Origin of the sequence: Sphingomonas faeni, from assembly GCF_040407565.1 — a bacterium.
Lineage (GTDB): Bacteria > Pseudomonadota > Alphaproteobacteria > Sphingomonadales > Sphingomonadaceae > Sphingomonas > Sphingomonas faeni_F.
In genome coordinates, this window is record NZ_JAPZPR010000002.1 from 116707 (window position 1) to 132125 (window position 15419).

Sequence of the window (15419 nt, forward strand, 5' to 3'; positions counted from 1 at the left end):
CGATGGCTTCCACCCCGACCCCGCGCTGGCCGAGCGACCTCATGCAGGCCGCGCTCGCACTGCACGACAACCAGCTCCACGTCGCCGAGCCATTGCTCAAGGCGTATCTGAAGAAGGACCCATTCGACGCGCGCGCGATCCGCATGCTGGCGGAACTCGCCGGGCGGATCGGGCGGTACAAGGATGCCGAGACGCTGCTCCGTCGTGCCGTCGAACTGGCGCCCGGTTTCACCGCCGCCCGCGCCAATCTCGCACTGGTGCTCTATCGCCAGAACCGCGCGCCCGAGGCGTTGACGCTGCTCGACGCGGTGATCGCGGACGAGCCCGACAATCCCGGCCACGCCAATCTGAAGGCTGCCGCGCTCGGCCGGCTCGGCGGGTTCGAGGATGCGATCATGCTGTACGAGAAAGTGCTGCACGATGCGCCGGACCAGCCGCGTGTTTGGCTGAGCTACGGCCATATGCTCAAGACGGTCGGCCGGCGCGACGACGGCATCGCCGCGTATCGCCGCACGCTCGCGCTCCAGCCGACGCTCGGCGATGCGTGGTGGAGCCTCGCCAACCTCAAGACGGTGCGGTTCGACGACGATGACATCGCCGCGATGGAAGCTGCGCTCGCACACGAGAACCTCGACGACGAAGACCGCTTCCACCTCGACTTCGCGCTCGGCAAGGCGTTCGAGGATCGCCGCGACGCCGTCCGGTCGTTCGCGCATTACGACGCCGGCAACGCGCTGCGCCGCACGCGCATCAGCTATGATGCCGACGAGACCAGCGCGTTCGTCGATCGTAGCATCGCGACCTTCACCCCGGCCCTGATCGCAGCGCGTCAGGGCCAGGGATGCGCTGCGGCCGACCCGATCTTCGTGCTCGGCATGCCGCGCGCCGGCTCGACGCTGATCGAACAGATCCTCGCCAGCCACAGCTTGGTCGAGGGCACCACCGAACTCCCCGACATGCCCGCGATCGCGCGGGGCATCGCCGACTATCCGGGCGGGATCGACGCGCTGTCGACGGACGCATTGCGTGAGACCGGCGAGGAGTATCTGCGCCGTGCCGCGATCCAACGGCGTACCGAACGCCCGTTCTTCATCGACAAGCTCCCGAACAACTGGGCGCATGTGCCGCTGATCCTGCTCGCACTGCCCAACGCGCGGATCATCGATGCGCGGCGCGATCCGCTCGATTGCTGCTTCTCGAACTTCAAACAGCATTATGCGCGGGGGCAGACGTTCAGCTATTCGCTCGACGATCTTGGCCGCTATTACCGCGATTACGTCCGCCTGATGCAGCACGTCGACCTGGTCGCGCCGGGCCGCGTCCACCGGGTCGATCACGAGGCACTGATCGACAATACCGAGGTCGAGGTCCGCGCGCTGCTCGCCGCTTGCGGGCTTCAGTACGAGCCCGCTTGCCTCGCCTTCCACCAGACCGACCGCGCGGTGCGCACCGCGAGTTCGGAACAGGTGCGCCGCCCGATCAACCGCGACGGCGTCGATGCGTGGCGGCCGTACGAAACCTGGCTCGATCCTTTGAAAAACGCACTCGGGGAACTGGTACGCGCATGATCCGTGGTAAAAACGTCACGCCTGCGTAATAAAGATGCAAATTAAGCGAGCTTCGTTTGACGTTCGCTGCACTGCACCACAGTCTCCGTGCATAATCGCTTGGGGGCACGCGCATGCACATATTCGATCGTCGGTTGTTGATCGGCTCGCTTCTGGCCTCTTCGGCGATAGTCTGTCCCGCCTACGCCCAGACCGATCCCGCCGCCCCCGCCACGCAGACCACCGGCGAGTATGAAGGCGACATCGTCGTCACCGCGCAGAAGCGGGACCAGAGCATCCAGAGCGTGCCGATCAGCATCCAGGCGATCGGCACCAAGCGGCTCGACGATCTCAACATCTCGAACTTCAACCAGTACACGCAGCTGCTGCCGTCGGTGTCGTTCCAGACGACGCAGCCGGGCTCGACCGTCGTCTACATGCGCGGCGTGGCGTCGGGTGGCGACGGCAACCATTCGGGCCCGCTGCCCTCGGTCGGCACGTATCTCGACGAGCAGCCGGTGACGACGATCGGCGGAACGCTCGACGTCCACATCTACGACATCGCCCGGATCGAGAGCCTCGCCGGGCCACAAGGCACGCTGTACGGCGCCTCGTCCGAAGCGGGCACGATCCGGATCATCACCAACAAGCCCGATCTGAGCGGCTTCTACGGCCGCATCGACGGCGAGGTGAACAGCGTCAAGTCGGGCGGGATCGGCAGCAAGGTCGAGGGCATGCTGAACATGCCGCTATCGGGGTTCGCGGCGCTGCGCGTGGTCGGCTTCTATCAGCGCGACGCGGGCTTCATCGACAACGTCGCCGGCTGCCGCAGCTATCTGCCCGAGCCAACCGCGACCTCGTGCACGTCGGCGAACGGCGGCGTGGTCGTCGACAATGCGGCGTTCGTGAAGAAGAACTACAACGACACCGAGACCTATGGCGGTCGCGCGGCACTGAAGGTCGATCTCGACAGCAACTGGACCGTCACGCCGACCGTCCTGTACCAGGAACAGCGCAACCACGGCACCTATGGCTACGACGCCAAGGTCGGCGACCTCCAGGTCCAGCATTTCTTCCCCGAATTCCGCCGCGACCGGTTCATCCAAGGCGCGCTGACGATCGAGGGCAAGGTCGGCAACTGGGACGTCACCTATGCGGGCGCGTATCTCGACCGGAAGACCTACACGTCGAGCGACTATACCGACTACGCCGAGGCCTATGACTCGATGTATGCGTATGCAGGCGGTCTCGCGGGCGAGTATTTCGCCTATCGCGACAATGCCGGACGGACCATCGATCCGCGCCAGAAGATCATCGGCACCGATCATTTCAAGAAGACCAGCCAGGAACTCCGCGTCGCGTCCCCGTCGACGGATCGCTTCCGAATCGTCGCCGGCGCCTTCTACCAGCGCCAGACCAACGCCATCTTCCAGGATTATCAGGTCGCCAATCTCGGCACCGCGGTATCGGTCAACGGTTCGCCGGGCACGCTGTGGCTTACCAAGCAGAAGCGCGTCGATACCGACTATGCGATGTTCGGCGAGGCGAGCTACGACATCCTGCCGAACCTCACCGCGACCGCCGGCGGCCGCGCGTATATCTATGACAACTCACTGATCGGCTTCTATGGCTTCGGCCGAAATCCCGCGGCCGATCCCGACGATGGACGTCCCTATACCGCGACGCCGTTCAACGCCGCGGGCAGCAGCCTGACCGGTGTGGCCGGCTGCTACCTCGCAAACGGCCAGACGTTGCGCGAAGCCTATCTGGGAGGCGGCGACACCTCGACGTTGCTGCCGGCCGCGGTATCGGGCTCGCCGTGCACCAACCTTGCGACCTACACGACCACCGGACTGATCCCGAAGAAGACGCAGGGCCAAGGCGCGACCTACCGTTTCAACCTGACCTTCAAGCCGACCGACGCGGTCATGGGCTATGCCACCTTCTCGCGCGGCTATCGGCCGGGCGGGATCAACCGACGTGGCGACGTCGCGCCGTATGACGCGGACTTTCTGACCAATTACGAACTGGGCCTGAAGACCACGCTGTTCGGCAGGCTGCGGTTCAATGCCGCGATCTATCAGCAGCAATGGGACAAGTTCCAGTTCTCGTTCCTGGGGCCGAACAGCTTCACCATCATCCAGAACGGGCCGAATGCGCGGATCCGCGGCGCGGAGGCGGATGCCAACATCTCGACCGGCGGTCTCTCGCTGACCGCAGCGGCGTCCTACACCGATGCCAAGACGCGCAACGATCTGTGTACGACGCAGGTCTGCAGCGGCGATCCGCTCGACGTTCTCGCCGCGAAGGGCACGCGCCTGCCGATCACCCCGCGCTTCAAGGCGAGCGGTACCGCGCGCTATAGCATGCCGGTCGGCACCGCGAAGGCGTATATCCAGGGCCTGCTCGCACACCAGAGTTCGGCATCGGCGGACATCCGGGACATTCAGGCGGCAAGTCTCGGCCGGCTCAAGGCCTACACGACGGCCAATGCTTCGGTCGGCGCCGAGCTGTCGAACTTCACGTTCGAGGTGTTCGTCCAGAACCTGTGGGACGAACGCGCGCAGCTTTCGCGCTACCAGCAATGCGGCAGCTGCTCGCAGCATACCTACATCGTCAGCAGCACACCGCGGACCATCGGCCTTCGCGCGGGGGCGAAATTCTAGCGATGGGCTCGTCGCCATCCTCCCCCGCCAGGGGGAGGTGGCGCCGAAGGCGACGGAGGGGCCGGCATGCGATACCCTGTGCTCCGTGTCCTCCCCCTCCGACTGGCAAGTGCCAGCCACCTCCCCCTGGCGGGGGCGGATAAAATTCTCCGAGGAAAGATGATGATGACGTCCAAGCTCAAGCTTCTCCTGGCCTGCACCGCCGCAATGACCGCCCTGCCCGCCTCTGCGCAGACCCCGACCGCGGCCACGAACGGCTTGGAGATCGCGAAGAAGATGATCGCGTTTCGCAGCGTGCGCGGCCCCGGCAACCAGACGCCGCAGCTCGCCGCCTATCTGCAGTCCGTGCTGGTCGGCGGCGGCTTTGCGGCAAGCGACGTGACCATCACGCCGGTCGACGACACCGCCTATCTGATCGCGACCTGGAGGGGGACCGATGCGGCACTGAAGCCGATCGTCCTCTCCGGGCATATCGACGTGGTCGAGGCCAAGCCCGCCGACTGGCAGCGCGATCCGTTCACCGCAGTGGTCGAGAACGGCTATCTCTACGGCCGCGGCGCGACCGATATGAAGCTCGACGCCGCGCTCGCGATCGCGACGCTGCTCGACATGAAGAAGGCGGGGTACAAACCCAAGCGCGGCATCGTCCTCGCGCTGTCGGGCGACGAGGAAACCGTCATGAAGACGTCGTCGCTGATCGCCGACCGGCTCAAGACCGCCGAGATGGCGCTCAACATCGACGGCGGCGGCGGGCTGTACGGCGAAAACGGCAAGGCCGAATATTTCACGGTCGGCGCGGCCGAAAAGACCTATGCCGATTTCCAGCTCGAAACGACCAGCGCCGGCGGCCACTCGTCAGCGCCGCGCAAGGTGAACGCAATCAACCAGCTTGCCGCCGCACTGGTCAGGATCGGCGACTACCGGTTCACGCCGCAGCTGTCGCCGATCACCAAAGGCTATTTCGAGGGCGTCGCGCCGCGCCAGACGCCCGAGATCGGCGCAGCGATGCGCGCCTTCGCCGCCAATCCCAAGGACGAGAAGGCGATCGAGACGCTCGCAGCCAACCCCGGCTATGTCGGCCAGATCGGTACCACCTGCGTCTCTACGATGATCAACGGCGGGCATGCGCTCAACGCCTTGCCGCAGCGCGCGACCGCGAACATCAACTGCCGTATCTTCCCCGGCGTGAAACCCGCGACCGTGATGGCCGAACTCGCCAAGATCGCCGCTGATCCCGGCGTGAAATTCAGCGACGTCACCGAAGGATCGAATCCGACCGACGCCTCGCCGTTGCGCGCCGACCTGATGAATGCGGTCAAGACGGCGATGGCCAAGATCCGCCCCGGCGTGCCGATCTTCCCGAGCATGTCGGCGGGCGCGAGCGATTCGATGTGGTACCGCTCGGTCGGCGTGCCGAGCTACGGCGTCAGCCCGACCTTCCTCAAGCAGTCGGACGACTTCAGCCACGGCCTCAACGAGCGCACGCCGATCGACAACATTCCGCTGGCGATCACCTATTACCGCTCACTGCTGACCGACCTGACCAAATAACGGCGCCGCAGGGGGGCCGTCGCCGTTTTGCTGGAGCGGCTCAGTCCCGTGCGTCGTCGACCGAGCGGAACCAGATCATGTCCGCCTGCCATCCCCGTTCGGCCGCGCGCTCGACCAACGTCGTGCGCCAGGCCGCATCGCGGCGACCCAGCGGGGGTGCGATCAGGGTCGCGTCGAACGGCCCCTTGCCGGTCACGAGCAACAGTCCCGACCAACCCTGATGGTCCAGATCGATCTGCAGACGGTAGCGATCGCCCCCCAGGTCGGTGATCGGCAGCCCCTCGCGCGAAGCCTGGACCTGCGCGCGAAACGCGGCGCGGCTCGGGATCAGCATATCGATCGCACCCGAGGGTTCGAGCCCGACCAGTGCGAAATCGAGCGACGGGTCGCCGATCGCGATGCCGACGATCGCGTTGGCGGCAAGCTTGCCCGCATAAGCCGACTTGGCGTCCTGGGTGCGCATCTCGAATCGCCGTTGCGGAACCGACAGGCGATTGCGGCCGGTCGTGCGGATCTGACGAAAGGCATCGAGCGCGGCGCAGCCCGACTGGGTGATCGGCGACACCTCGGCGAAGTCGATCACGCTCGCGCTCAGACCTTGGGTCTGGAGCGTCCGGAAGATCTCGGTCTGCGCCTGCGCCGGATCGCCGGCGACCCCGGTCAGCGCGACGCGCACACCGCCCGAACCCGGGCTTACCGACACGATCCGCAACCATGTGCAGCTGACCGACGGCAGCGCCGCGTTTATCGCGTCGCGCGCCCGCGCCACAGGGTCAGAAGCGGTCGCGACGGGCGTAGTTCGCTGCACCGTTGGCGTGGGGCGGAGGGCAAACCAACCACCCAGGACGAGCAGGATCATCGCCGCGGCGGCAGCCAGCGGCCACCAGCGCGGCAGGCGCCGGGCTGCGGACGGATCAGGCACTTCGGCGGCATCGAGCGCGGCGAGCACCGCGGCCATCGACTGGAAGCGATCGACCGGATCGGGCCGCACCATCCGCGCGACGACCGCGCGCAGTGGTGCCGGCACTGCGGCGAGGTCGACTCCCGCCCGGCGCTTGTCGACCGCATCGACGAGCGAACCGCCAAGCCCCAGGTCGCTGCCGCGGGCGACCGCGAGGATCACCAGTCCCAGGCTGTAGACATCGGTCCAAGGCCCCAGCACCCGCCCGAAATCGCCCAGCTGTTCGGGCGAGACATAGCCGAGCTTGCCGGCGAAACCGTCGCCGATGACCGTCGCCGTGCCGGGATCGAGGTCCTTGGCGATGCCGAAGTCGATCAGCTTGGCGCGCGCGAGAAGGCCATTGGGCAGCAGCACGTTGTCGGGCGAAACGTCGCGGTGGATCGCGCCGAGCGCATGCGCGGCTGCGAGGCCCGACGCGAGCCGGCGCAACAATCCGCCGAGATCTTCCGGCGACGGCTGCAACGCCGCCAGCACGTCCGACAGGCTGGTGCCGTCGATATATTCGGTGACGATGTAGAGGACGCCCAGCTCGGGCTCCTGCGCCAGCACCCGGTATTGCACCACCGCCTCGTGGTGCAGGCGCGTCAGCGTCTGCGCCTCGCGGCGGAACAACGTGATGACGTTGGGGTCGGCGGCGAGCGCAGGCAACATCACCTTGATCGCGACACGCTCGTCGGTGATGACGTTGGCGCCGACGAACACCTCCCCCATTCCGCCGCGCGCGAGGAACCCGGTCACCGCGAACATGTGGTTGAGGACGTCGCCCACCTTGATCGCGGTCCCACCCGGCGGCGGCGACGCGACCCGTGCGCCCTCTCCCGCGCTCGCTCCCGCAGGATCGAAGACGGTACGGTCGGGATCGAACACCGTGCGGTCGTCGTCGCCCGCCGTCATGGTCGACCGTCGCCGGCGGGGCCTGGGGCTGGAACTGGGACGAGGTCGAGCCGCGTCGTCTCCTGCACGCCGACCAGCACCGCAGTGACATTGTCCGGCGCGCCGCGCTCCAGCGCGCGTGCGACCAACGCCTCGATCGCGTCGGATGGCAGCGGCAGCGCCAGCATCACGGTTAGTTCGGGATCGGTCACCTGCCCGGACAGGCCATCGCTGCACAACAGGAACCGGTCGCCGGGTTCGGCGGTGTCGGTGACGACGTCGACCGCGATCCGTGCGCCGACCCCGACCGCCCGCGCCAGCACATGCCCCCGCGGATGATCCGCCGCGTCTTCGGGTGCGATCAGGCCGCGGTCGACCATCTCCTGCACTTGGCTATGATCGCGGGTCAGCGGGACCAGCATGCGATCGCGCAACAGATAGCCGCGACTGTCACCGACCCACAGCACCGCGAAGCGATCGCCGCAGACCAGCAGCACCACGACGGTCGAGCCCATCTGCTGCCCACGTCGCTGCGACTCTGCCCATATTCGGCGGTTGGCACTGTGGACGCCGTCGGCGACCGCCTGCACGGCGGCATCGAACGACGACGGCACCGCGACGCTCTCGATCGCCTGAACCACGGCGTGCGCCGCCCAGTCCCCGAACGCATGTCCGCCCATGCCGTCGGCCACCACCCACAGCCCATCGGCCGTTCGTTCGGCGTAACGGTCCTCGTTGACGCGACGGACCAGCCCGGGGTGCGTCGTGGCGACGCTGACGGTGCGAAGGGTGATGCTCATACGCCGACGCGCTCCAGCATGGCGGTGACGATGTCGATCGGCGTTGCTCCGTCGAGCGATGCAGCACCGTCGTGCGATACCCAACGCTCGATCGACGCGGCGGGGTCCGCGCCGTTCCCGGCCGCCGCGGCGAGCCGGTCGGCGTCCCAGCGGTCCACGATCGCCGCGTAGATCAGGCCATCGATATCATCCGCCGCAGCACACAGCAGGACGAGCGGATAGCGCCGCCCGCTGGCATCCTGCGATGCGGCGATCACGCCGATCGTACCTGGCCCCGACCCCTGCCACGGCAAGGCCGCGTCGAAGCGATCGACGAAGTCGCCGCCGCCTCCAACGCCGAAGCGAGCCTGCGCCGCAGCCAGCGACGTCGTCAGCCAGGTATCGAGCGACGCCTGCTCCGACGGCGTGACACCGCGCGCGACGAAATCGCCGTGCGCGGGCAGCTTGCCGAACAGCCGCGCGGGCACAGGGTTGTCGGTGACGGGTTCGTCGGTCACAGGCTGGCCGGGCACCGGAACGACCACAGGCCGGCGCGGCTGAACGGATTGGTCGTGCCGGGCAGCTGCACGCTCAACGTCGTGCGTTGCGCGCCGTCGCCGAAGCCCGCACGGATCGCCTTGGGCCCGGCGTTCTGCTTGTCGGCGCGGTCCATCAACCGGAACAGCGCCCACGGCCCCTCCGCTTCGGCCCGTGCCAGTTCGACTCCGGGCGGCGCATCGGCGTCCGCCACTGCCTTGGTCGGCGCGGTGCGATACAGAACGACCGATGCCTCAGGCAGGCTGCCGGTGGCGGACCAGATCAGCGGCTTGGGCTGGTTGTTCTGCGGCGTGAAGCGATAGCGCGTCCCGCCGCTGGCAACCTCGACGATCCCCACGTCGCTGCCGAAACTTGCCACCGACACCTTGATCGGCAGCCCCGCCGCCAGCAGTTCGCGGATCTGGACGGCGCGTGCCAGCATCTCGGGCGTCGACGGATTGAGCGCCGCGGCAACCGGGTCGTTGTCCTTCCACCGCCAGACCGCGCCGGAGGTGTCGATCATCGGCATCAGCCGTTGCTGGACGAACCCGTCCAGGACCCCGCCCATTGCGAATACGCGGAGGGCCTCAACCATCGGGGCATCGACTGCCGTGGCGAAAAAAGGGTAGTGCTCCTGGGCAACCTCCCGGCAGGCGGGCAGCACCGTCTGGGCATAGGCATCGCCGACCGCGCCGCTCGCCGCACCGATCTGGGCGCGCGTGCCGCCGCCCGCCGCGGCGTTGACGAAGCCCTGCAATTGCGGCGGGGCGCCCGCCGCCGCCGCGCGCACCGACGCGAGCGCCGCCGCCATCTGTGCCTGCGTGGTATCCGCCCCCCCGCCGCCGCCGACCGAGCGTGCCGCGATCACAGCCTGCCCCGCCGCCTTGATCCCAGCGACGAAGTCATCGATCGGCGCCGATCCGCGGCCATCGCCGACATAGTCGTGCAGCGGCTGAAAATAGCTGCTGATCTCGTCCCCGGCGTCGATCCCGCGCGAGCGATCGCGACCGATTTCGTTCGCGACCCGGCCGAGCCGCGAGCGGTTCATGCCATAGCGGCCCGCGCGCGCCAGACCGGCCTGCGCACCGCCGGTGAAGATCGTGTTCTTGCGCAGTTCGAGCAGCACGCGCTTCAAGGGCGACGGACTCTTGGTCAGCGCGCCGAACGCCGCGGGATCGCTGAAATAGGCGGCGGGCTTCATTGCGGCGACGACACCCTCCCACGCGGCGATGTAATCCTTGGCATAAAGCCCCGCGACGCCGGGACGCACGTTGCTGAGCTCCTCGCCGACGCCGGCTTCCTCGGCACCGCCCAGCACCCACAAATCGCGCTTGAGATCCTGCTGAACCGTCGCGAGGCCCGGCAGGTAGGTCTTCTCGTACCCCGATCGCGTAAAGAAATACGGGATGCGCGTCCCGATCAATGCATCGGGGGCCGCGAACGCCAGCGCATCGCCCTGCGAAAGGACGTTAGCGACCTCCCATGCCGGGCCCGCGGAGGCCGCCTTTTGCCGCATCACGGCATAGGCGCGATCGGCGAGACTGAGAGTCTGCACGGCCGCACGCGCGCTCGCGACAAGCTGGCCATCGAGCGGAGGACGACGGTTCGGCCAGACCGATGCCATGTCCTTGTCTTCGATCAGCGCGTCGAGATGGCGCGCAAGGGCGGTCCGCTCGGCTTGGCTGTCCGCGCCTGGATACAGATCGCTAGCCCAATCCGCAGTCACCCACGCGCGCACCGCCTTGGCATCCATCGGCCCCTGCTGACCGAGCATAAGATAGACCTTCAGCGGCTCGTACAGCCGCATCGGATCGCGCCCGTTCGCCTTCATCACAGCCTCGAGCCGAAGCAGCACGCGCGGCAGCATCACCCGACGCAGCGCATCGCGATACGTTTCCTCGGCCTGCTGGCTGAGGCTGCGCTGGTACAGGCCGAACGTCATCGTCAGCGCCGGACCGCCGCGACGCCGCTCGGCATAGCCGCGCGGCAGGTTGCGCAGGGTATCGAGCGCGGGGATCGCCGCGCGCAGATCGGCATCGTCCTCGCGCACCTGGGTCAGGTCGACACCGGCATCGCGGAACTGTTGTTCGGCGTGCGCGGTCTGGCCGGCGAGCGCGGACTGGAATGCGCGATTGCGCACGAAGCTGACGCCCCAGGCCGCGAGTACCAGCGCGGTCGCGATCGCGATGCCGGCCAATGCCGCGGCGAGCTGGCCGCGCCTGCGGGTTTTCGCCCTGGTGTCCGTGGTGACGAGACCGGCCTCCGGAAACATCACCTCGGTCAGCAGTCGGTTGAGGAAATACGCACGGCCGCGCGCACCGATCGCGGGGTCGACCGGCTGCTCGTACACCTCGGCCATCGATGCCAGGATGCGATCGAGCGGTGCGCCTTCCTGGACGCCACTGGTCAGGTAGAAGCCGCGCAGCACGCCGGCCGCTTCGTCGCCCGCGACGAACGCGCCGTCGGCAAAGCGCATCATCCGCGCGCGCAGCGATCGCAACTGCGCGGGGAAGCCGATCATCATCCCGCGACGGCGCTGATCGACCTCTTCGAACAACCGTCGTGCCTGCCGATCGGCGACCGACTGCGTCGCCTCGTCAAAGGCATGCGCCAGCATCTCGGCGGAAGGGCGGCCCTCCGCATAGGGCAAGGTTGCGCCGAGCACCGCACGCCGCCCCTCGACATCGAGATCGTCGAAATATTCGGTGAAGCCGGCAAGCAGATCCGCCTTGGTGACCAGCAGATAGACCGGCACCGCGGTTTCCAGCGAGCGTCGCAGCTCGACCAGCCGCCGCCGTACCGCACGGGCATGCGCGTCGATCTCGGCACAGTCGCTCGCCACCAGGGTGTCGACGCCGATCGCGACGAACACGCCGTTGATCGGCTGCCGCGGGCGGTGACGCTTCAACAGCCTGAGAAACGCGCCCCAGCCGGCCGCGTCGACCACGGTATCGCTGTCCTGCGTGGTATAGCGCCCTGCCGTATCGACCAGCACGGCTTCGTCGGCGAACCAGAAATCGAGATTGCGCGTGCCGCCGATGCCGCCGACCGCCTGTTCGACCAGCGGAAAGCGCAGCCCCGAATTCAGCAGCGCGGTCGTCTTGCCGGCACCCGGCGGACCGATGATCACATACCAGGGCCGACTGTACAGATAGTCTCGTCGGCCACCGGCGGCACCGCGCAGCTTGGCGAGCGCATCGCTCATCCGCCGGCCGAGCGCCTTGCCTTCCTCGTCGGCCGCGTTGGGTCCGGCGAGTTCGGCGGCGATGGCGTCGGCGGCGCGACGTGCGGCCCGGCGCCGCAGGAACCACCACAGCCCCCAGGCCAGCGCCACCGCGACCACCGCCCCGATCCGCACCGTCACCGGGCGGAAGAACGCGACGAACAACGGCAGGCCGAACGCGAGCAGCAAGGCGAGCAACACCGCCGCAGTGATCGTCACCGCATACCAGTTTCGGAAGAACCGCCGCATCAGTACCGCCGCGGCACGACGATTTCGACGCGTCGGTTCTTCGATTTTCCTGCGGCATCGGCATTCGAGGCGATCGGCACGGTGTCTCCAAGTCCCTTCGTCGATACCCGTGCCGGATCGGACAGGTCTTGGCGGACCAGCGCGCCGACGGTTTCCGCGCGGGCCTCGCTGAGGGCCATGTTGTCGGGGAAGCGCACGGTCGCGACCGGTGCGTTGTCGGCATGTCCCTCGATCACGACAGTACCCTGCTCGCCTTCGATCGCCCGGCCGATCCGGTGGAACAGCGTCTCGCGGCCCGGTTCGAGCGCGTCGGAGCCGGATTCGAAGAGCTGGCCGACGGTCGTGCGGACGCGGACGGTCTGTGCGTCCTCTTCGACCGTGACGAGATGCTCGCGGATCTCGGGTTCAAGGAACCGCCGGAGCTTGCTCGCCTGCGCGCTCGACGTCGCCGGCATCGCGTTGGCCGGGCGCGACAAGGTCAGCCGGGTGTCGGGCGTCAGTGCGGCCAGCCTAGACGACGGCGTTTCACCGCTTGAGGCCAGCATGAGCCGCAGCACGATGTAGACGAGTAGCAGCAGCGCGAGCGCCGCCGCGGCCGCGAGTGCCAGCACACTCCACCCGATCCGGCCGACCGGTGCGGTCTCGCCGCGCCAACTGGGTACCAGCTCGACCTGCGACAGCGATCGGACATGCGGCAGCGCTCCCTGCAACCGCGTCATGATCTCGTGCAGCCGGCGTCGGCCGTCGGGCATCACCCGGAAGCGCCCCTCGAACCCGGCCGCGAGGCAGGCATGGAACAGTTCGATCAGATCGAGATTGTCCTGCGGCACGCGCAGCATGTCGTCGACCAGCTGCCAGAAGCGGTCGCCGCCGATGTTTTCCTGGAAGAACGTGACGACCATCGACCGCCGCGCCCATTCCGCGCCGTCGCCGCCAACGCCCGGCAGGTTCTGCGCGATGTCGTCGGCGGTGGCGCAGACGGCATATTTGGCGCGCTGGCGTTTTTCCTCGGTGTAATGCGGCTGGATCGCGCGCTCGAACCGCGCGATCGCCGCCGCGCATTGGCGGTGCAGCTCGGGCATCGCCGGTCGGACCCGACCGGCGCGCACGGCAGCCAGCAACGCCAGCACCGGCTCGGCTTCCGCCAGCATGACGTTGCGGATCGCCTGCGGCGTCGCGGGAAGCGGGACGTCGTCCTCGCCGAGCCGAGACGGTCTCGGCGCGGGCGCGACCGGCGCGCTGCCGGTTCGCGACAAGGACGGGGGCGCGGCGTAGGCGGCGCTGCTGGGGGGGGCGGACCAGAGGGTCGCGTCCCCGGCACCGCTGGAACCCGGCGGTACGGCGGTCTCGCCGCGCTTCAATCCCTGGAGCGGCGAGGGTCGAAAAACGGTCTTGTCGCCGTCCTCGCTCATCGTCCACCCCGTTTGACGCACCACAATTCCAGCTTCAACTGCGGCCAGTCGCCGGCGACGTGCAGGCCCAGCGCAGTGGCCTGCTGGAACTCACGCCAGTCGGGCACGCCGCGATCGAGTTCGAAATAGACGAAGCCTGGCAGCACGCGGAGCTGCGGCGGGGGGGTCGGCGTGTGGCGCAACGGGACGCCGGGAAGCGCGGAGTCGACGATCTGCCGCATCTTCTGCACTGTGCCGATCTTGGCGACGGACGGGAACAGCCCGCGGATCTCCTCGACCGGCGATGCTGAGGACACTGCGAGGTAGAAATACCCGGTCTCGTACAGCCCGTGGTCGGTGATCCGCGAGACATAGGCTCCCGGACCGGCCTGATCGAGCGGCAGTTGCAGCGCCGACCGCTCGAACACCGCCGACAGCATCGATTGCAGCAGATCGAAAACAGGTTCGAAGCAGATCTGCGGATTCTCGTGGTCGTAGCGCGGCAACGGCGGCGCCCTGCGTTCCGGCCGGATCAGCGTCGCGATCTCGCCCGCCATCGAGATCAGCGCCTCGAACACCCGCTCCGGGTGAACCACCGGCAGGAATTGCAAATGCTCGAGCACCGGCAACCAGCGGTTCAGCGCCTGCAGCAGGAGGAAGCTGGCAAACGTGTCGGATCCGCCATCGGTCGCCTCGACCGCCCGCAAGGCCAGCTCCTCGGCACGCTGCGCGGCGCGACCGACGATGTCCGACAACCCACCGCGCAACCGGGGCGCCGCTGCGGCATCCAGCGTCGGCGCGATGTACCGATCGTCGAACATGACGCGTTTGTTCTGCACCTCGCGGATGCGCGCCAGACCAAGCGTCACCCGACCATAGATCTGGTCGCGGGTGATCCCGAAGCGCAGATTGGGACGGCCCAGCCCGATCGGTTCGCTGGTGCGATCGTCCGAATAGGCGTCCGCGACCTCCGCTTCGTCGACCAGGAAGCGCGCATCGAGACCGGGAGCATCGCCGTCGCGGAACTGCACCGCCCCGGTCTGGCTGGCCGGCAAGGTGAGATGGACGATCGCATCGCGCGCGTCGCCCGGCACATCCAGCGGCTCGGGCGGCGGCAGGTCGTCGGGAATGGAAAACGGCGTACCATCGGGCAGCACCCCGATCGCACGACTGACCGCAAACTTGCCGAGTGCGGCCAGATCCTCGTCGATGGTGAGCGCCGTTATCCCCCATGCCCACGGACGAATCGAATCGACCCGCGCGCCGAGTTGCGCATCGATGAAGCGATCCTGCGCCTGAAAATGCTGTGGCCTGAGGAACATGCCTTCGTGCCAGGCAACCCGATTTTTCCCAGCCAATCGCATTCCCCAGCAGGGTTTAAACAGCCACGTGATACGGCCCCCGGCGCGGTTATTGCTCCGACAGGTGAACTGGGCAATAGCTTTGTCGCACACGGCGAGACAATATAACTTCGAAAAGTCATGCTACCTTCGGAAAGCCATGCCCAGTCCCTCCGGTACGAGTCCCTCCGATCAGGAACCGTCTTTCGACCCTCGGTCCTGGATCCCATCGACACAGGCGGCACCCCCCGCCCCACCGACTGCAACCCCGCATGCGCCGATCGCAGCAGCGAGACCGATAG

At 67.6% G+C, this 15419-nt stretch carries 9 protein-coding genes; 3 read left to right on the forward strand and 6 right to left on the reverse strand.

What is annotated here, in order from left to right:
* Window positions 1-2: 2 nt before the first annotated feature.
* The 3 genes from O6Y00_RS04990 (at window position 3) to O6Y00_RS05000 (ending at window position 5764) form a co-directional block, all read left to right on the forward strand.
* Window positions 3-1568: a tetratricopeptide repeat-containing sulfotransferase family protein gene (locus O6Y00_RS04990; RefSeq protein WP_353441500.1), complete on the forward strand. Its 1566-nt coding sequence runs from the start codon at window positions 3-5 to the stop codon at window positions 1566-1568.
* 113 nt (window positions 1569-1681) lie between these two features.
* Complete coding sequence (locus O6Y00_RS04995) at window positions 1682-4213, forward strand: TonB-dependent receptor (RefSeq protein ID WP_353441501.1); 2532 nt, start codon at window positions 1682-1684, stop codon at window positions 4211-4213.
* A gap of 165 nt (window positions 4214-4378) precedes the next feature.
* Window positions 4379-5764 carry a M20/M25/M40 family metallo-hydrolase gene (locus O6Y00_RS05000; protein WP_353441502.1) on the forward strand — a complete coding sequence of 462 codons (1386 nt, stop codon included), beginning with the start codon at window positions 4379-4381 and terminating at the stop codon, window positions 5762-5764.
* Window positions 5765-5804: 40 nt separating this feature from the next.
* Here O6Y00_RS05000 and O6Y00_RS05005 read toward each other — a convergent pair whose 3' ends face one another.
* From O6Y00_RS05005 to tssK, 6 genes are read right to left on the reverse strand one after another with little or no spacing between them, the layout of a single operon-like run.
* Window positions 5805-7619, reverse strand: a complete 1815-nt coding sequence (locus O6Y00_RS05005) for a serine/threonine-protein kinase (protein ID WP_353441503.1) — start codon at window positions 7617-7619, stop codon at window positions 5805-5807.
* Window positions 7616-8398 (reverse strand): PP2C family protein-serine/threonine phosphatase, encoded by a 783-nt coding sequence (locus O6Y00_RS05010; RefSeq protein WP_353441504.1) that lies wholly within the window; start codon window positions 8396-8398, stop codon window positions 7616-7618. The genes O6Y00_RS05005 and O6Y00_RS05010 overlap by 4 nt, the downstream gene beginning before the upstream one ends.
* Window positions 8395-8895, reverse strand: a complete 501-nt coding sequence (gene tagF / locus O6Y00_RS05015) for a type VI secretion system-associated protein TagF (protein WP_353441505.1) — start codon at window positions 8893-8895, stop codon at window positions 8395-8397. The genes O6Y00_RS05010 and tagF overlap by 4 nt, the downstream gene beginning before the upstream one ends.
* Complete coding sequence (gene tssM, locus O6Y00_RS05020) at window positions 8892-12386, reverse strand: type VI secretion system membrane subunit TssM (protein WP_353441506.1); 3495 nt, start codon at window positions 12384-12386, stop codon at window positions 8892-8894. The genes tagF and tssM overlap by 4 nt, the downstream gene beginning before the upstream one ends.
* On the reverse strand, window positions 12386-13798 hold the full coding sequence (icmH, locus tag O6Y00_RS05025; protein WP_353441507.1) for a type IVB secretion system protein IcmH/DotU: 1413 nt from the start codon (window positions 13796-13798) through the stop codon (window positions 12386-12388). Before icmH ends, tssM begins: the two co-directional genes overlap by 1 nt.
* Window positions 13795-15099, reverse strand: coding sequence for a type VI secretion system baseplate subunit TssK (gene tssK, locus O6Y00_RS05030; RefSeq protein WP_353441508.1), 1305 nt, complete (start codon window positions 15097-15099; stop codon window positions 13795-13797). Before tssK ends, icmH begins: the two co-directional genes overlap by 4 nt.
* Between the last annotated feature and the right edge of the window lie 320 nt (window positions 15100-15419).